The organism is Verrucomicrobiota bacterium, from assembly GCA_039027815.1.
Taxonomy (GTDB): domain Bacteria; phylum Verrucomicrobiota; class Verrucomicrobiia; order Verrucomicrobiales; family JBCCJK01; genus JBCCJK01.
Window position 1 is genome coordinate 41042 of the sequence record JBCCJK010000011.1, and the last position, 18298, is coordinate 59339.

The 18298-nt window shown below is 61.9% G+C and carries 16 protein-coding genes; 8 read left to right on the plus strand and 8 right to left on the minus strand.

Annotated features, from left to right (window positions below; translation table 11 throughout):
* Nucleotides 1–2: 2 nt before the first annotated feature.
* From AAF555_05015 to AAF555_05030, 4 genes are all read right to left on the minus strand, one after another.
* Complete coding sequence (locus tag AAF555_05015; protein MEM6910925.1) at nucleotides 3–1562, minus strand: PhoH family protein; 1560 nt, start codon at nucleotides 1560–1562, stop codon at nucleotides 3–5.
* A gap of 357 nt (nucleotides 1563–1919) precedes the next feature.
* Complete coding sequence (locus AAF555_05020; GenBank protein ID MEM6910926.1) at nucleotides 1920–2669, minus strand: glycosyltransferase; 750 nt, start codon at nucleotides 2667–2669, stop codon at nucleotides 1920–1922.
* Nucleotides 2670–2678: 9 nt separating this feature from the next.
* Nucleotides 2679–3494, minus strand: coding sequence for a hypothetical protein (locus AAF555_05025; GenBank protein MEM6910927.1), 816 nt, complete (start codon nucleotides 3492–3494; stop codon nucleotides 2679–2681).
* A 20-nt stretch (nucleotides 3495–3514) separates the two neighbouring features.
* Nucleotides 3515–4558 (minus strand): hypothetical protein, encoded by a 1044-nt coding sequence (locus tag AAF555_05030; GenBank protein ID MEM6910928.1) that lies wholly within the window; start codon nucleotides 4556–4558, stop codon nucleotides 3515–3517.
* A 189-nt stretch (nucleotides 4559–4747) separates the two neighbouring features.
* Here AAF555_05030 and AAF555_05035 point away from each other — a divergent pair, with 189 nt between their 5' ends.
* Nucleotides 4748–6025 carry an MFS transporter gene (locus tag AAF555_05035; protein ID MEM6910929.1) on the plus strand — a complete coding sequence of 426 codons (1278 nt, stop codon included), beginning with the start codon at nucleotides 4748–4750 and terminating at the stop codon, nucleotides 6023–6025.
* 10 nt (nucleotides 6026–6035) lie between these two features.
* Here AAF555_05035 and AAF555_05040 read toward each other — a convergent pair whose 3' ends face one another.
* Nucleotides 6036–6518, minus strand: a complete 483-nt coding sequence (locus AAF555_05040; protein ID MEM6910930.1) for a CAP domain-containing protein — start codon at nucleotides 6516–6518, stop codon at nucleotides 6036–6038.
* 83 nt (nucleotides 6519–6601) lie between these two features.
* Here AAF555_05040 and AAF555_05045 point away from each other — a divergent pair, with 83 nt between their 5' ends.
* The 4 genes from AAF555_05045 (at nucleotide 6602) to lnt (ending at nucleotide 11813) form a co-directional block, all read left to right on the plus strand.
* Entirely contained in the window at nucleotides 6602–7048 is a 447-nt protein-coding gene (locus AAF555_05045; GenBank protein ID MEM6910931.1) for an FxsA family protein, read from the plus strand.
* Nucleotides 7049–7147: 99 nt separating this feature from the next.
* Nucleotides 7148–9475, plus strand: a complete 2328-nt coding sequence (locus AAF555_05050) for a PAS domain S-box protein (protein ID MEM6910932.1) — start codon at nucleotides 7148–7150, stop codon at nucleotides 9473–9475.
* A 79-nt stretch (nucleotides 9476–9554) separates the two neighbouring features.
* Nucleotides 9555–9950 (plus strand): response regulator, encoded by a 396-nt coding sequence (locus AAF555_05055; protein MEM6910933.1) that lies wholly within the window; start codon nucleotides 9555–9557, stop codon nucleotides 9948–9950.
* A 150-nt stretch (nucleotides 9951–10100) separates the two neighbouring features.
* On the plus strand, nucleotides 10101–11813 hold the full coding sequence (gene lnt, locus AAF555_05060) for an apolipoprotein N-acyltransferase (protein MEM6910934.1): 1713 nt from the start codon (nucleotides 10101–10103) through the stop codon (nucleotides 11811–11813).
* Here the strand turns inward: lnt and rsmA are convergent.
* From rsmA to AAF555_05075, 3 genes are read right to left on the minus strand one after another with little or no spacing between them, the layout of a single operon-like run.
* A complete protein-coding gene (rsmA, locus tag AAF555_05065; protein MEM6910935.1) occupies nucleotides 11741–13129 on the minus strand; it encodes a 16S rRNA (adenine(1518)-N(6)/adenine(1519)-N(6))-dimethyltransferase RsmA in 1389 nt (462 codons plus the stop codon). The genes lnt and rsmA overlap by 73 nt on opposite strands.
* Nucleotides 13096–13659 carry a hypothetical protein gene (locus tag AAF555_05070; protein MEM6910936.1) on the minus strand — a complete coding sequence of 188 codons (564 nt, stop codon included), beginning with the start codon at nucleotides 13657–13659 and terminating at the stop codon, nucleotides 13096–13098. The genes rsmA and AAF555_05070 overlap by 34 nt, the downstream gene beginning before the upstream one ends.
* A gap of 52 nt (nucleotides 13660–13711) precedes the next feature.
* On the minus strand, nucleotides 13712–14092 hold the full coding sequence (locus AAF555_05075; protein MEM6910937.1) for a hypothetical protein: 381 nt from the start codon (nucleotides 14090–14092) through the stop codon (nucleotides 13712–13714).
* Between the two features lie 115 nt (nucleotides 14093–14207).
* Here AAF555_05075 and AAF555_05080 point away from each other — a divergent pair, with 115 nt between their 5' ends.
* The 3 genes from AAF555_05080 (at nucleotide 14208) to AAF555_05090 (ending at nucleotide 18069) form a co-directional block, all read left to right on the plus strand.
* On the plus strand, nucleotides 14208–14681 hold the full coding sequence (locus AAF555_05080; protein ID MEM6910938.1) for a transcription elongation factor: 474 nt from the start codon (nucleotides 14208–14210) through the stop codon (nucleotides 14679–14681).
* 142 nt (nucleotides 14682–14823) lie between these two features.
* On the plus strand, nucleotides 14824–15954 hold the full coding sequence (locus AAF555_05085) for an FIST N-terminal domain-containing protein (GenBank protein ID MEM6910939.1): 1131 nt from the start codon (nucleotides 14824–14826) through the stop codon (nucleotides 15952–15954).
* 36 nt (nucleotides 15955–15990) lie between these two features.
* Nucleotides 15991–18069 carry a response regulator gene (locus AAF555_05090; GenBank protein MEM6910940.1) on the plus strand — a complete coding sequence of 693 codons (2079 nt, stop codon included), beginning with the start codon at nucleotides 15991–15993 and terminating at the stop codon, nucleotides 18067–18069.
* The last annotated feature ends 229 nt before the right edge of the window (nucleotides 18070–18298 follow it).

The window sequence follows — 18298 nt, forward strand, 5'->3', positions numbered from 1 at the left end:
ATTCACATGAGCTGGGCTCCCGCTTCGGCTAAGGCGCTCCGCTCTCCCTTGGTCAAAAAGACATGAGCCGCGAAAGGCTGGCCTTTCATTCGCTTGCGGGTGTAGACCAGCCCATTGCTGCGGCTGTCCACATAGGGGTTGTCGATTTGCGCCGGATCGCCGATCAGCACGAGCTTCGATCCGCGAGAGATCCGGGTGACGACCGTCTTGGCCTCCAACGGCGTCAGCTGCTGGGCTTCGTCCAGGATGAAGAAGCGATTCGGTATGGAGCGGCCGCGAATGTAACAAAGGGCCTCGATTTCAATCAGGCCCTGCTGCAGGAGGTGGTCGTAGGGCTTGGACAGGTCCGACTCGTTCCCGCCCGCTTCCTTGGAGGCCGTTTTCTGCTTGCGACGAGGTGCTTGGGGCTTGTCGGGCCGGAGAAGAAGATCAAGCGCATCGTAGATCGGTTGCAACCAAGGCTTCATCTTGTCATCCAGACTGCCCGGCAAGAAGCCCACCCCCTCTCCCATGGCCACGATCGGTCGGCTCACGGTGAGCCCGTTGAAATTCCGAGCCAAGACCTCGGAAAGCCCGGCCGCCACCCCCACCAAGGTCTTCCCGGTGCCGGCCTGGCCATAGCAAGTCACCAAGGAGATCTCTGGATTGAGCATGGCATCGACGAAACATTGCTGGCCCAAATTGACGGGCTTGAGATTGTTCCCGCCTGGAATGCGCAGGGCCTCTGGCACCCGCAGCCGAACATACCTCCCCTCACCCAGATACCGGGCCGGCATGGTCTTTTTGTCGCCCGCTGAGAGAAGGACATATTGATTGAGCGCCACCTCGGGCTGCTCTCCCTCCCCCTCCCACCGCATTTCGCCGGAACTGGCGAAGCGCTGGAGGTCATTTGGCAGAACCGGGATGCGGAGATACTCGTAATTCGCCACCTCCTTGACCTCGACTTTGTCATTGAGGTAGTCCTGGCAGCGGATCCCGACGGCCCGGGCCTTCAGCTGCATGTTGAGGTCTTTGGTTACGAGAATGGCCGGGGAGGCATTGAACTCCTTGACCAAAAGCGCGCAGGCGAGAATGCGGTGATCCACGCGATCCAGCTCGGGAAAGACCCGATGAAATTGCCGGACCGCCCCCACCTTCTGGGCTTCTTTGGGATCGAAGATGACCAGTCGGAGGGTCCCCCCGCCCTCCGTGGGAACGCCTTCGGTGACCGGGCATTCGGTGTGGCCGAAAAGCGCTGTCAGCGTCCGGTGAATGGCCCGAGCATTGGCCCCTCGCTCACTCTGCTCGTTTTTGAACTTATCGAGTTCAGACAACACATCCACCGGAAGGCAGATGTGGTTGTCGGCGAAACGCTGGATGGATCCGGGATCGTGTAGGAGGACATTGGTATCGAGCAGAAAGTTCTTTCCCGATTTGTGGGGGGCGATGACCCCGGAAAGCTCTCCTGGTCGCGGCTTTCGGGTAGCCTGCGCCGCGCCCTTTGGACTTCGCCCCAAGGGGGCTTTGGCCGGACCGCGAGTGTCAAGCAGGCTGGACTGCGAGGAATCGTTGGGTTGGATCATGAGAGGAAAAAGGCAGGCGCCCACTTGCGCCGAGGACAGGCAGGGCAGGCCGAATGCCAAAAAGAAGGATCGACCAAGAATCTCTCAGCAGAAAAACCGCTGAGGGCTGCCAAAACACTTTGGACAGGTTAACAATCAACCTATCCGAGACTACTCCCTGGCCCGCGAGAGAAGCAATCAGAAAAGGCTGAAAAATTGGAAACGCTTCCTCGGAAGCCAAGCGGGAGCCGGGACCCGGACCGACAGGAAAGGCCCCGCCCCTCGCCCCTCGCCCCTCGCCCCTCAACTCTGAAACACAAGGGCTCGGCCATTCTACCAGCCAATTCTGCAGCTTGGTATTACTCCGATGGCCTGGCATCAGGCCTGACCCGCGGTGGCCATCAACCCATCCCGTCGGTAACGACTTTCGCAAAAGAGGCGCAGTTGCCACCAGGTGCGAAAGAACTGCCACCACTCGCCCACCATCTCGCCCGCTTTGGAGCGGCCCCACTTCTCGGTTTTCTGGCGCTGGGTAATCTCGGGAAAGTAAAGTCGCGTCTCCCGAAAGCCCTGCTTTCTCAGATACCAGTTGAGAAACAAGACGATCCCGTAGCCGTCGATGACCTCCTCCAGTCCCCAGGCCTCCGCCTGGGCCATGGCCTCGCGAAAGCGTGCCACTGGCAAAAGTCGCTCCCCGCTGATCGACCCGAAAAGACGCCGAAAAAAGTGGTGGCTTCCCCCTTTCGGAAACCAGTGCTGGTAGGGCTCGGGCAGACACTTCACTCCGACCGCCATTTCGGCCCCTTCCGCTCGGAGGGCACTTTCGAGGCGCACGGGATGCTCCGGGCGGAGGCCGATCAGGTCGGCGTCGCACCAGAGCTGCCATTCTCCCTCGGCCAAGTGCTCCAAATGCTGGCGGATGGCTTTGCCGACGGGCACGCGCTCGGGCAGGCTGTGGACGGTGGCCCCGGCCGCCTGCGCCAGCTGGGCCGTGGCATCGGTCGAGGCGTCGTCGATGACCTGAACCCGAGCCACCACGGGCGAAGCCCGCAGCGCCTGCACCACTTGGCCGACGGTGCCCTCCTCATTGAAGGCCGTCACGCAAGCGACGATGCGAGGATCGGGCATCCGGCAGGTTCAGGCAGCCGCTCGCCGTCGCTTGGATCGACCCTTGAGCGCTCCCGTCACGCCCAGCAACCCGAGCAAGCCTCCCCCCGCCCAAGCCACGGGAGACCAATCGACCTGTGACAGAAGATGCTTCACGATGTCGGCCATGGGGACGGTCAATTTCTTGGCCCCCTCGATGAATCCTTCGGGATCCGCCAGGAAAGCTGTCAGCGCGGCGGCCGAAGCGAACTTCCACTTGTTTCGCCAGATGAAGGCCACCCCCCGGTTGCCAAAGCGGGCCGCCACCCCAAGAAGCTCGGCGGAGCGGCCTCCCGTCGCGATGACCCCCTCCTTGGCCAGGCCTGCCAGCCGACGGGCATTCTGAGGATCCACTTGGCGCAGGGCCTTGGCACCCGCTTCGCCAAAATCATCGATGAGAGGCGTGGCGATCCCCTTGTGTTTCAAGATGGCTTCGGCCGCTTCGTCGCCATACTGGCTCACGGCTCGCAGACTAGCGGGCCGCGTCACGATGTAGCTGGCCTCATCCCCATAACGCGAGAGCAAGCGGGCCGCCGTGGGCGCCATTTCGCCGGCGTCATCGAGATACCGAAAAGCCGCCGGGCCCACCTTGCGAAGAGCCTCGACGCCCTCATCCCCGAACTTCGAGCTGACAGAAGCCACCCGCTTCGAGAGGCTTTCCACCGTTTCTCCGGCCGCTTCTTTTCCGAAGCGCTTCATCAAAAACTCGGCCGTTTCACGAGCGACCACTCCCGATTGGGCGGCCGCGGCATTGGCGCCCAGCAGGCAGGCGCTCAGGAGGAAAAAGAGAAAATGTTTTCTCATCATAGCTGGTTGTTTCAAGCAAGTTAGGGGAGGACCAAAGGCGCTTCCGCCCCGTCCCCCCGAATCATGGTGTCCAAGGCGAGGCGTCGCGCTCTCGCCCGTGCGTCTCCGATTTGCCGGAGAGTCTCTTCCAAACCGGGATGGGTCTCGGTCCCGGCCAGGATTCCTTTTTCAATGTCTTTGAGAGAACCCCGCACCTTGTCGGCGATGTTCTTCTCCGCGTCATAAAACCAACCAATGACCCAGCCGACCACTTGGTCGACCGCGATCCCCAGCACGATCCCCGCGCCCAGCGTCACCGTGGAGGAAGCCGCTCCCGCGCTCAGAATGCCAGCCGACACCCCCATGCGCGTCCCGACCGCCGTCAGCACCCGGACCGCCACGATGGCGGCCACCTCGCTGGCCACGATCCGTCCGGTTACAATGGCTGAATCGGTCTCGATGAGCGCGCTGACGTCATCGACGGCCGCCGCGTAGCTGACCTGGAAGTCTTCTTCGGTCTGCAATTCGGGAAAGGCTCCCTCCGGGTAATCGGCCAAGTCAGCCCGGACATCCACCAGCATCTGGTTCTCAATCGCCTCCAGGCTGGCGACATACTCCAGCACGGCGGTCTCGATGACTTTCTCCAGATCGGCGGGCGAGAAAATGGAATCGGAAAACTGATCGCGAACAAACTTCCGGTGCTCTTGGTCATTGCTCCACGGCATCTTTCCTTTGGCCGCCAGCCACTTGCTCTTGATGGAGAGCATCTCCTCGGCAAAGGCCGGCACACCTTTCCGGGATTCCTTGAAAAACAGGCGCACATTTTCGAGCGCGAGCTGGGCAGCCAAATCCGAATCACCGGTGGCCCCTTGCAAGCGCGGTTGGATCTTGGTCCAGGCGTCCTGCTGCTCCTCGGCATAGGCCGTCTGAATCTGCTGATCCACCTGTTCGGTGGCCCACTCCTCCAGTTGTGAAAACTCGAATCCAAAATACTGAGCCACCCCCACGCCGCCCGCTCCCAACATGGCGGACATCAGCAAGAGCACCCCTGCTCCCGCCTTCCGTTTCTTCTTTTTTCGACTCATTGGAGCAGTGTATACCGGAGTCTCGGTGGGGCGAAGATGAAAATTTTCGAAATTGCGCCTCCCTAAGCCTCCCCAAAGGCGAGCGAGCATCCTCTAAGAAGCGGGAAAAAAGCGCTCGCAATCAAGCCAAAGGTCTGTTTCGGGTAAGCGTTCTCTTTCTAACCCTCTTCCTACCTCCTTGAACCTCCCATGAATCGCGCTCGATTTTTCAACGCCAGTTGCATCGCCCTCATCGTCACCTCCATGAGCTTCGCCCTGCGCGGGGGAGCCATGGGCGCGTGGACCGAGGAATTCGGCCTCAGCAATGCCGAAGTCGGCTGGGTCACCGGAACGGCCTTCTGGGGCTTCACGCTCGCCATGGTCTTCGGAGGACCGCTCTGTGACATCATCGGTATGGGCCGGATCGCCGCCATCGCCACCCTTGGTCACATCGCCGGCATCCTCCTGACCTGCTTTGCCTGGGACTTTTGGAGCCTCTACTTCGGCACCCTCCTCTTCGGCATTGCCAATGGCTCCGTGGAAGCCGCCTGCAATCCGCTCATCGCCACTCTCTATCCCGATAACAAAACCACCAAGCTCAACCAATTCCACGTCTGGTTCCCCGGCGGAATCGTCATTGGAGGGCTTCTGGCCTTCGGTCTGGGTGAGGCTGGGATCGGCTGGCGCTGGCAATTCGCCACCATGCTGCTGCCGACGGTGATTTACGCCTTCATGTTTGTGGGCCAGAAATTCCCGCAAACCGAACGGGTCCAAAGCGGGGTCTCCACCGGCGAGATGTTCAAAGCTTGCTGTCATCCGCTCTTCCTGATTCTGGTCGCGGGCATGCTCTTGACAGCCGCGACCGAGCTGGGACCTGGTCAATGGATTCCCGGCATTCTCACGAACGCAGGCGTCTCCGGCATTCTCGTGCTGGTCTGGATCACCGGCTTGATGGCGGTGGGGCGCCAGTTCGCTGGAGCCTTCGTCCATCGCCTCTCTCCGGTCGGAATGCTCATCGGGAGCGCGGCCATCAGCACGGTCGGCCTCTTCTTCCTGAGCAAATCCTCTGGCAGCCTGATCTTTGTGGCCGCAACCGTCTTCGCGATCGGCGTCTGTTTCTTTTGGCCCACCATGCTTGGTTTTGTCAGTGAGCGGCTTCCCAAAACCGGGGCCCTTGGCCTCGCCATTATGGGAGGGGCCGGCATGCTGAGTGTCTCGCTGGTCCTACCTCTCATCGGAAGCTGGTATGACAGCGGCATCAAGGATCGCCTTCCCGAAGGCCAAACCGTCGAAGTGCTCTCCGCAGCCGAAGCCACCACCGAAGAAGGCGCCCTCTGGAGCAACATCCAGGCAGAAGCCGGTCTGGAAGCGCTCGGGGAAGTGGCCATCCTGCCCTTGGCCGTCTTGGCCATCTTCGTGACGATCGCGCTCCTCGACAAAAGGAGTCGCCGCCTCGGCCAACCCGACGCGCCCGAACCCTCCACGTGAGGCGCGAGGTCTACCTCGCAAAGAGCTGTGTAAAAAAGTAGCGTTTCCCGTCGGTCGCCAGGGCGACCGCCGAAACGCGGTAGTCACCTCGCATGTTGGCTTCATGGGTCCGGCTCTCGACCCAGCCCTCGAAGGCCTCTTTCGCGGGGTCTCGGTAACCAGCGTTGTAGGCCACGTTTTCTGAAACGCTGGTGACAGACAACGCGGCCCGGGCGGCGCTCGCCCGCGAGGCGAAGCCTGCATGCGACAGCGCGCCCCTGGCCAGCATCTCGCGACTATGCCGTTGGGCCAGGGAATAGAGGACCTCGTCAAAGACCAGGGCGGAACGACCCCGACGGGCCCGGTAGCCATTCACAAGGGCAAAGGCCCGCTCCTCCACCCCCGAAAGCGCGGAACCCACCCTCGGCCCAGGAGCAGCCGGCAAGGAAGCGATCTCGGTCGTGGTCCCACAGCCGAAGAGACAGCCCATGCCCAAGAAAACCAAAAGCCGCATACCGGAAAGCTGTTCTCATCTCTCGCCAAAAAGGCAAGCGAGATGGCAGGTTGCCATCGCTCCCCACTCGTTGATCCTCCCTCATGTTCGGGCGCTTGTTCCTCCTCTTTCTTCTGGTTCCCTTGGCCGAATTGTATCTCTTTTTGCAAGTGGGGAAGGTCATTGGTCTGGGCACGACCCTGCTGCTGATCGTGGGAACGGCCTTCCTGGGGGCGGCGCTCACCCGCCAGCAAGGACTCCAAGCCCTCCGTCGTTTTCAAGACGCCTCTCGCACCGGACAGCTCCCCCACCGTGAAATCGTGGACGGCTTCCTCATTCTTTTGGCGGGGGCGGTCCTGCTCACGCCTGGGTTCTTGACGGACGCGGTGGGCTTTCTTTTGCTCACGCCGGCCTTTCGTGGCTTCCTGCGTGGACGAATCGGCCACCATTTGCAGACCCGGGTCCAATTCGCGGGACCCCGACCCTCCCCCAGCCCCACCCCGCCACCAGCGGAGCGCGTGGTGGAAGGCAAGGTCATCGACGACTCCTAAGAAACGCTCGCCCCAACAGAGGAAGCCTTCCGCTCGACCCCACCTCGCAGGCTTCGCCCTCGTTCAACCCCGTCCCTTCCCCTACCCTTCCCCCTTGCCGTGAGCATCCGAACCCTCCTCCTCCTGGCCCTTCTGCTGGTGGGCCTTCTTCCCGTAGGCATCAGCGTTCTCATCTCCGAGCGAATCGCGGTCGATGCCCTGCGGGACCGCATCACGCGCCAGTTGGAATTGGCGGCCAATGAGCAAGAACGGCTCACCGAAACCTTCATCGAGAACCAACTGCTCCTGGTGCGCCGCGTGGGAGACCGTCGCATCGTGGGGGCCGTGACCGCCGGGCTGGCGCAAGAGGGTCGGCCGGCCGCCCTCAATCGGCTGACCGCGATTCTCCGGAGCGCCACCAACGCCCTCCCCAGCTTCAACGCCATCCACATCGTGAGCACCGAGGGAGAGCTGCTCATGTCGACCGACCCTCAAGGCAAAACGCTCCCGGAACGGATGGACGTCGAATTCCTCCAAGCCAGCACCCAAGAGCCTCAAGTCCTTTTTGAAATCGACGAAGCTTCCGAAACCGCCCGCATGTTGGCCTTCCTGTGTGCCCCGGTTCGAACGGGCGATGAGGTGAGCGCCTTTCTGGTGGCCGAAACCCTGGCCACCGAGATCCTTCCCCGGCGGGAAGATGCCGCCGCCGGTGAGCAAATCCTCTTCGCCAAGGAATACACGCCTGGCCTCGCCATGGTCTTGGATCCGCTGCGGGCCGATCGCATCCGCGAAATCAATCTCGACAGCTCGCCCGCACGCCAAAGCCCTATCGGCATGGCTCTCCGAGGCCGAGAAGCCCTCATCACCGATGGCAAAAGCCTGCAAGGCGAGCCCGTGATCGCCGTCACCCGCTCAGTGGCCAATGGCAATCTGGTCTTTGTCTTCCAGATCCCCCAGGAAATCGCCTTCGCGGAGACGACCGAGCTGCGCAATGCCGCCCTCCGCATCTTCGGTGTGACCACCCTCGTGGTGGTCATCCTGGCCTCCCTCATCGCCCGCAACCTCAGCCGACCCATCCGCCGCCTCGCCCGCACCTTCACCTCCATGACCGCGGGCCAACTCGACGCCCGGGCTCCGGTGGAAGGGCCGCGGGAAATCCAAGTGCTCTCTCGCGAAAGCAATGAAATGGCCGAAGCCCTCTCCGAGGCCACCCACAACCTGGAAGACAAGGTGGCGGAACGAACCGACCAACTCCACGAAACCCAGGCCCGCTACAAAGACCTCTTCGAAAACGCGCCCGTGGGCTACCACGAGCTGGATCTTGAAGGCCGCCTCGTGCACGTGAATCAAACCGAGCACGAAATGCTTGGCTACCAGGAAAACGAAATGGTGGGCCGACCCGTCTGGGAATTCATTCACGAAGACGTGCAAGACAAAATCCTGGCTCGCCTTCGTGGGGAAAGCTCGAGCGCGGATTGGACGGAGCGGCAGTTCAAGCGCGCCGACGGCTCGCTCCTACCGGTGGCCATCCAAAATTACCCCCTCCGGGATCGCCGGGGGAAGATCATCGGGATGCGGTCCACCATCCACGACATCACCGAACTCAAGAAGGCTCGGAAGGAGATCGAAAATCGCACCCGGGCGCTCGAAAAGAGCAATCACGAACTGCGCGCCACCCAGATGCAACTCATCCAAGCCGAAAAAATGGAATCGATCGGGACCCTCGCAGCCGGCATCGCCCACGAGGTCAAAAACCCACTCGCCCGCATCCAACTCGGCATCGACTACCTCGAAAACAGCATCGATTCCCAAGACGAAAACCTCCCCACCGTCTTTGATCGCATGCGCAAAGCCCTCGAACGAGCCGACACCATCGTGCGAGAACTCCTCGACCTCTCCTCCAACCGCCAGCTCGATCTCCGGGAACGAAACCTCAATGCCACCGTCGAAATGGCCCTCTTGCTGGTGGGCCACAGCCTGCGGTCGAACCAAGTCGAAGTGCGCCGGGAGCTGGCCGAAGACCTCCCTCTTGTCCGGCTGGACAGTGCCAAGATCGAGCAGGTTCTCCTCAATCTTCTCATCAATGCCACCCACGCCATGGAAGAGCAGGAGGAGCGTCTGCTGACCGTGCGAACCCGCACCGCAGTGGCCGAAGACTTGGAGCATCGGGAAGGCTCCCGTAGCGGCCAAGACCTCCGCAATGGGGAAGACCTCGTCCTCCTGGAAATCGAAGACACCGGCACGGGCATCTCTGAGGCCATGCTGGAAAAGCTCTTTGATCCCTTCTTCACCACCAAACCCACTGGGAAAGGCACCGGGCTCGGCCTGAGCGTGGCTCGGAAGATCATCGAGCTTCATCACGGCCGCATCGAGATGGAGAACCGACCGGAAGGAGGGGCCCGCGCCACCCTCAAGTTCCGGGCCGAGACCGCTGCCCTCGTCTCTTGAATCACGAGGCAATAGTCCTTGTCAGAACTGCCAATCTATCCCTTCTTGGACTTCCCTCCTGACTCGACCCCCTTTTCCCATGGCTCCCATTCGACTCCTGCTCATTGATGACGAGGCGGAATTCACCGACCTCTTGCAGCTAAACTTCTCGCGCGACGAACGCTTTGTCACCGAGGTCGAAAACAATCCCCTCCACGCCCTCAGCACCGCCCAAAAATTCCGTCCCGACGTGATCCTTTTGGACATCGTCATGCCCGGGGCGGACGGGGGCGATGTCCGGGTCTCGCTGCAATCGGACTCCCTCCTGCGCCGCGTGCCCGTCATTCTCGTAAGCGCCCTGGTCCAACACCAAGACACCGATCCCGATGCCGTGGTCGAGACCAGTGATGGCATCATCATCGCCAAGCCGGTGCGCATGCCCCATCTCATCACCTGCATCGAAGAGGCGCTCGGCACCAAGCTGCCCGTTCGTTAGCCACCGTGAGCCACTTCGTGGCTTGCATCCCGCGCGATGCCGGGCAGATAAAGGGCAACTGCTGGTCCTGCTCTGAACACGTCCCCCTCTCTTTGGAATCGCGCGCATCGCTTTTGGCGACCGCCGGCCGCCATCACTTCCGGCGGCCTTTTGGCAGGAGCCTTCCCCCCTTTTGAAGTCACCTCCTTCATTTGGTGGTGGCCTCTTCCTCTCTTGACCGCGCTCTGGTTCCGCGAGTCTGGGACCAGCGCGCGACCCTCCTCGGGATTCGCTCTCGGATGGCTGGCAGGCTTTCTCTTCGGAGCGATTTCTTTTTTCTGGTTGAGCGATATCGCGGACACCCCCCGGGCGCTCTCCCTCCTGGCCTGGCTCCTCCTCTCGGCTTACCTCGGGCTCTACTTCGGGGCCTGGGCTTGGTTTGTGAGGCGACTGCGCCCGGGCCCAGAGCAGCTTCGCTCCTCTCTCCAAACCATCCGAATCGCCCTCCTGGGCAGCCTCGCGTGGACCGGCTTGGAGTGGCTGCGCTCGACTCTCTTTGGCGGCTTTTCTTGGAATGGCTTGGGGATCGCGCTCCACGAAAACCTTCCCCTCATCCAAGTCGCGGACCTGGTGGGCGCCATCGGCCTGTCCTTCCTTCCCCTCTACACCGCGCTCATCCTCGCGCTCGTGGCCTGGCGCATTCGCGAGGAAGTCCGAGAGCAGCGCTTTCGGCCCCATCTCGACTTCGCCTCGGCCGTCTTGCTGGTGCTCGGGGTGTTTTTCTATGGTCTGGATCGACTGAACTCCGCCTCGCCCGAGGGTCGGCTCCGGGTGGAAGCCCTCCTGCTGCAACAAAACATCCCTCAAGAAGAAAAATGGGACCCCGAACAAGCCCAGGAAATCTACCAAGGCTGGATCAATCTCTTGGGCGAAGCCAGCCTCGCGCTCGAGACCCAGCGGGAAAGCGCCCTCCGGTCCGCCCTCACCGCCACCGGCCAAACCACCTACCTCATTCCTCACACTGACCTCGTCATCCTCCCGGAAAGCGCCGTCGCCCAGCCCATCGGCTTGCAGCCCAATCCCCAATGGCTCGACCTCATGCACGAGACCTTTCAGGAAGGAAACTTCACCCTCCTGACGGGCATCAATCGGCTTCCCGATCCGGACCACTACTACAACTCACTTTTGGCCACCCGGGGGGCCGAGCAGGCCCGCGCCGTCTACGACAAGCGTCACCTCGTTCCCTTTGGCGAATACTTCCCGGGCAGCACTTGGTGCCCCCCCATCGCTTGGATGGAGGAAAAAATCCTCTTCGGGCACTTCGCCTCCGGGTCGAAAGATCAGGCGCCCCTCGCCCCGGGGAACCAAGCCTTCGATCTCCTGCCCCTCATCTGCTTCGAGGACACCGTCGCGCCCCTCGCCCGGACCTCCCTCCGGACTGATCGACCACAAATTCTGGTCAACGTCACCAACGACGCCTGGTTCCGAGAAAGCAGCGCCAGTTGGCAACACTTCGTAAACGCCAAATTTCGCTGCATCGAAGTCCGCCGCCCCATGTTCCGCACCGCCAACACAGGCGTGAGCGGGGCCATCGATGAATGGGGCAGCGTCTTCAGCCGCTTCGAAGAAAGCTCTCGCGAGCAAATTCTTCGTGAGCAAAAGACCGGCCGCACCTTCACCCGAGGTTGGTTGCAAGCGTCTCTCTGGCCGGCCCGCCAGCCCGGGCTGACCCCTTACGCGCGCTGGGGAGACTGGTTTGGGCTGAGCGCTTTTCTCTTCTTGGCACTCTCGGTCTTGCTGCCCTGGCTGCGTCAGCCGGATCGATTCAAAATTTTCTCCCGGAAGATCGACCAGCAAAGCAAGAAGCCCGGGGCGAAGTCCTGAGGCCGGGCCTCGATCCAGCGCTCGATCCGCTCTGGAAAAAAGTAGGCCCCGGTTTCGATCTCGTGGGCTGGCCAATGAAGCGGCCCCGAGTGCCGCAAAAAATAGAGCTGGATGAACTCCCATCCAGTGGCCTCCTCCGCCGGCAATTTGGCGACGGCTTCCCACTCGCCTCCCAGAATGCCCAGTTCCTCTTCCAGCTCTCGCGAGGCGCTCTCGTGATAGCTTTCCCCCGCATCCACGTGCCCCGCTGCACTTGAATCCCAGACGCCCGGGTGGCGATCCTTGAGAACGGAGCGCTTCTGCAAAAAGACCCGCCCCCGGGGATCGGCCACCAGAAGATGGACCGCCCGATGCCGGAGCCCTTGCGCATGCACCTCCGCGCGGGTGGCTTGCCCGGTCACCTCATCGCACTCGTCAACCACATCGAAACGTTCTTCCCCGGATTGCCCCTCTCCCGCCGGGGGAATGCGGTCGAGCTGCCGCGTCAGTTCCACCCATTGGGCCAGCGTCAACTCCTCCCCCCGGACCTGCGAGGACACCCCCAGAGTCGAGACCACGGCCCCCCACTCCACCTCGCCTTCTAGCGGAAGCTGTTTCTTGAGCTGCTTGCGACGTTGGGCGAATCCTCTGCGCACCAGCCGATCAAAAAGCGGCCCATTGAAAGGGGGCAAAGCCTCCGCGGGCTTCCGCCGGAGGCGAATGACCAGGCTTTCCACCTGGGGTCGCGGGAAGAACTTATCGGGTGAGACCCGCAAAAGTTCTTCCACCTCCCAGTAGGCCTGGATCCGGAGCGAGAGCACGCCGTAGCTCTTGCTTCCCGGGCCCGCCTGCATGCGCTCGGCCACCTCGGCCTGGAGCATCACGACCGCCTCGGTGACCGGCGTCGGGGGATCGCAAAAACGGCGGAGGATCTCCGTGCCGGAGGAGTAGGGCAAATTACCCAAAAGCTTGACCGGCCCCGCTGGGAAAAGCGAGAGCACATCGAAGCGCGCGGCATCCGCCTGCTCCACCACGATCCGCGGATGATCCGCCAAGCGTTCTTGGAGCGCTGCCGCCAACTTGCGATCAAATTCCACCGCCCGGACCCGCGCTCCTGTCTCCAAAAGGGGCATCGTGAGCGCCCCCACGCCCGGGCCCACCTCGATGACACAATCCTCTGGACCCACCCCCAAGCTGCTCACGATCTCGCGACAAACCGCCTCGTCCTCTAGAAAATTTTGCCCCAGTTGGCGACTCGGCACCACGCCCAGCTCTCCCAAGTATTCTCGCAAGCCCTCCCCTTTCATACCCGGCCCCGCATCGCGCGCTCCCAGCATTCCGCTTCCCCTGGCCAGCCTTGGTCCTGCAAGGTGGCAGCCAGAACCTCCTCCTCCGGTGCGACCAAGCGCTCCTGATCCCACTGGGCTTCATCGATCGGAAATTCCGGTCGCCAGCGCCCCGTCAACCACCACCCTCCCCAAGCGCGGGCCACCCGGATCTCTCGGCGGTGCCCACTCATGCGGGTGGCGTAGTGCTGGAAGTGCCGCCTCGGATTGCCCAGAAAAGCCCCGCGGGGCAAAGGCCGTCCCAGCAACCAGGCCAAGGCTTGCCAGGGGTCCCGATCGGGCGCCAGACGAACCGACTCTTCCGCACTCCAGGCCCGGTCCAGCATGAGAATGGCTTGGGCGGGGAGGCCTTGGCGCCAGAGCGATTGCCCACAGCCGAGCGCCGCCTCAAAAAAAGCCTGCCCCCGCCCCTCCATGCCGCGCAAAAAGGAAGCCGTCTGGACCCGTTCGATCGGGGGCAAAAACGGACAGGGAGGAAACTCTTCCCGATGACGTCGCTTGAGCAAGGTGGCGGCGTTCATCTTGGCTTGGGGGAGCGGGTTGCTCGCAGGAAGCAGGCGCGCCGGAAGCGCTTCACTCCTCGGCTGGCTCCAAATCATCGATCAGCTCATAGGCCTCGTCGATGGAGTGGACCACCTCGATCGCCCGGCCGTTGTCCAAGCCGACAATGGCCTCATACTCAGCCCGTTCGAAATCGCGCCCAGCGATGTAAATGATGACCGTAGCGTTCTGCTCGCCTTTGTTCCCCTCCTGCTCTTGGAACTCGACAATTTCCAAAAGGGACATCCGCGTGTCCGCCTCCCGAAAATCCACGATGGCGGCCAGCATGGCTTGGTCGCCAATCAACTCCCAACCCTTTTCAACGGCCTCCTGGCGAACCTCTTTGGTCAAAGCGCCCGAATACTTGAATTCCACCACGCCCGGCAGGCGACCCTTGGTGACTGCAAAACTCATGCGCCACCTATCTGGGGCCGGGCCCGCTTGACAAGTAAAATAGTCGCCCCTGGTCGCTGGCCTGCGGACAAACTTGCCTGCGGGCAGACCCCCGCTCTATCCTCTTTTCTTTCGCATGCCTGCCACCCCCTTCAAAGAGCAACTCCTCGCCACCGTGCGCCAGACCTTGCGGGACCATCTCGAGCGGGCTGAAAAAGCCGCGCAAGAGAGCTGCGCGGCTGCCACCGATCCCGATAGCCAAGCGGAAAACAAGTATGACACCCGGAGCTTGGAGGCCTCCTACTTGGCACGAGGACAGGCCCTGCAAATCGAAGAACTGGCCGAAGCCGTCCGCTTGCTGGAAGCCTTCCAGCCAGGCGACTTTCCGCCCGACGCCGCTATTGGTCTGGGAGCCCTGGTCGAGCTGGAAGAAAAAGGAGAGTGGATGACCTGTTTGCTGGTGCCGGCAGGAGGGGGCCTCGTGCTCGACTTCCAAGGAGCTGAAATCACTCTCGTGACCCCGAAAACTCGCCTTTTCGCGCAACTGGAGGGTCGCAAAGTCGGCCAACGAGTCGGCGAATCGGACCGCCTCATCCTTCAGGTCGAATAGTTCTCCCCTTTACCATAATTTTCAGAAAGCTTGACCTCTTGGTCGCTTCGGGAGACAATTTTGGTTGGGCAGGTGACGGGGAGACCCTCGCGTGGTCTCACCGAAAGCCTGCGCCGCTCCTCTGCCTGCGAACACCCAGACCATGAAGACTTCCCAGCAAATCTTTTCCGCCGCGGATGCTGCCATCGAGCTCGGACCGGTGACCCGGCCCGAGCAGGCGCTTTTGCTGGCCTTTGGACCGGAAGCGCTTCTCACGGATGGAGGGTGGCTTGCCCGGGTGCGGGAAGCCTTTCCCGGCGTGTCGCTCGTGGGTTGCACCACGGCGGGAGAAATTTCCCATGAAGGCGCGCAGGACGGGGTGCTCACCCTGACCCTGGCTGAGTTTCAGTCGACCGAACTGCGGGTCGCCACCGAAGAAATTCCCTCCATGGGCGAATCTCGCGTGGTCGGTGGCCGCCTCGCCTCGCAACTGCTCGCCCCGGGCGACCTCGCGGCCGCCTTTGTTTTGAGCGATGGCTTGGAAGCCAATGGCAGCGAACTCGTCGAAGGTCTCCGCCAGGAAATCGGCCCGGCCACCCCTCTGAGCGGAGGCCTGGCCGGCGATGGGCCGCGCTTCGAAAACACCCTGCTCTTGCACAATGGCGAGGTGCTGGCCAAGCACGTTTTGGGCATCGGCTTCTATGGAGAGAAGGTGCGGGTCAGCGCCTCCTGCTTCAGCGGCTGGACGCCCTTTGGGACCTTTCGTAAGGTGACTCGCTCCCGCGCCAACATCGTGGAGGAAATCGACGAAAAACCTGCCTTGGAAGTCTACTCGTCTTACCTCGGTCCGGAGGCCGAAGAACTCCCCTCCTCCGGTCTCCTCTACCCGCTCGAATTGCGTTTGCCGGGCGCGGAGGAGGATGGCTTGATCCGGACACTCTTGGCGGTCGACCGCGAGCAGGGATCGCTCACCTTCGCGGGCGATGTCCCGTTGGGAGCCGAGGTCCGCTTGATGAACGCCAGCTACTCCCAGCTGGTCGATGGCGCCACCACCGCAGCCCAAGGTCTCTCCGGCTCCCCCGACCTCGCCATTCTGATCAGCTGTGTCGGGAGGAAACTGCTCATGGGTAATTACACCGACTTGGAAGTCTCGGCCGTCGCAGAAGCCCTTCCCGGAACCTCCGTCTTCACGGGCTTCCACTCCTATGGGGAAGTCGGGCCGTCGAAAATTTCGGGCAAATGTGAGCTTCACAACCAAACCATGACCATCACAGCCTTCGGTGAAGATGCCTAGGACCAAGCTGCCAAGTGCACGGGGAGAGGAGCTGCCATGAGTGCCTCCCACCGGGATCGAAAGGAGGAGGCCCCTCACCCACTCCTCCTCTTGCAGTCTCGCAAACTGCTGAACCTGGGGGGCGGCTCGGACCTCGGGAGCCTCTCGGAGGCGCTCTCTCAAGCGCCGCCCGAGGTGGTGCGGCGCTGGTGCCAGGAAGTCAATGAGAGCTATCACGAAGCGGAAAAGCAGAACATTCGCCAAAATCGGGCCCTCCGCATCAGCACCCAGGAGGCCGATGCGCTCACTCGGAAGTTAGCAGCACTCAATAGCAGTCTCCTGGAGGTGCTGGCCCGCATTCAGAAGAGCATCTCGGCACTCTCGGCGAGCTACCCGGAATTTTTCGGAAAGGCAGCCTTCCCCCAAGCCCAAGCCACCGACCACGAACACCTCGCGCAGATGATCGAAGTGGTGGTAGCCGCTTGGCGAGAGCGGGCCCAGGAGCAAGACGAATCCCGGCACGCCCTCCTCAACATGATGGAAGACGCCGAGACGGCGCGTCGCCTCTCCGAGGAATTGCGGGAAGAGGCGGACCAAGCCAATGCAGCCAAAAGCTCCTTCCTGGCCACCATGAGCCACGAGATTCGCACGCCCATGAACGGCGTCATTGGCATGACCAGTCTCCTCTTGGACACGGAATTGACGGCGGAGCAGCTCGATTTTGTGCAGACGATCCGCATCAGCGGCGACACCCTGCTCTCCCTCATCAATGACGTTCTCGATTACTCGAAAATCGAATCCGGGCACCTCGACTTGGAAAACAAGCCCTTCTCGCTGGCCACGACCGTGGAAGAAGCCCTCGATCTCTTCGGGCCGGCTGCCGCCGATCAGGAGATCGAGCTCGCCTACCTGGTGGAAGAAAACGTCCCGCAGGAGGTCTTGGGCGATGTCACGCGCATGCGCCAAGTGCTCGTCAATCTCATTGGCAACGCCGTCAAATTCACCCACGAAGGGGAGGTCTTCGTGCACATCCAGCGCCAGGGAGAGGGCGAGTCTTCCCAACTGGTCCTGAACGTGCGCGATACCGGGATTGGCATCCCCCCCGAGCGCGTGGAGCAGTTGTTTGAGCCCTTCACCCAAGTGGATGCCTCCACCACTCGTCATTACGGGGGAACCGGACTGGGCTTAGCCATCTGCAAGCGCCTCGCCGAGGCCATGGGAGGGTCCATCGAGATCGAAAGCGAGGAGGGCGAGGGATCGACCTTTCGGGTCCGCCTCCCCTGCCGCGCCTTCGCCCGGGAAGAAGAGCATCCCCCGGCCGAGCTCGAGACCATCATGGGGCTGCGCGTGCTGGCGGTGGATGACCACGCCACCAATCGACTGATCCTCGAGCACCTTTTCCGCAAGTGGCGGATGAAACCGGTCCTGTTCAGCCACGCGCGCGAGGCCCTGACTTGGCTACAAGAAGGCGGAGAATGCGACTTGGTGGTGACCGATTACCTCATGCCTGACATCGATGGCGACCAATTCCGGCAAGCCGTGCAGGACCTCTTGCCCGAGCCCCCGCCCATCGTCCTGCTCAGCTCGGTGGGAAGGCGGCAAGCGCCGGGCTATGCCACCGTGCTGACCAAACCCATCAAACCCTCTTATCTCTTCGATGCCCTTTGTAGTATCGTAAACGGCGGGGCCAGCCAGACCTTCGAAGTTCGGAGCGATGAGGGGGACTTCTCCCTCCCCCGAGAGACCCAGCGCATCCTCGTGGTCGAGGACAACCGGGTGAATCAGCGAGTAGCCGAAACCATGCTGACAAAAATGGGCTACGAAGTCACCATCGCGGCCAATGGGTGGGAGGCGGTCGAAGCCTTCGAAGGAGACGATCACGAACTCATCCTCATGGACGTGCAAATGCCCATCATGGACGGGTATGAAGCCACGCAACAGATTCGGGAACGATCCGGCCATTCTCTCCGTCCCTACATCATCGCCCTGACCGCCAACGCCATGGAGGGAGATCGGGAAAAGGTGCTGGACAGTGGCATGAACGACTACCTGACCAAACCCATCAAACGCAATCAACTGAGCGCCGCCCTCGAGCACGCAGCCCACTTGATCTCCCTCAAAAGCAGCTTCCTTTAGGCTAAAAGGGGCTAAAAGGGGCTAAAAGGGGCTGAAAAGAGTCCCCTCCGCCCAGGGCGAGGGCTTATACCAAGCTGCAGAATTGGCTGGTAGAATGGCCGAGTGAATTTCGGGCCAGACCAAGGCGCGACGAGGGCGCGGTGCAGGCACCGTAACCGAGGAGCAACGCAGCGCTGGCTCGAAAGACACCGGCTCTTCCTTCCCCGCGCTTCAGCGCCTCTTCCCCACA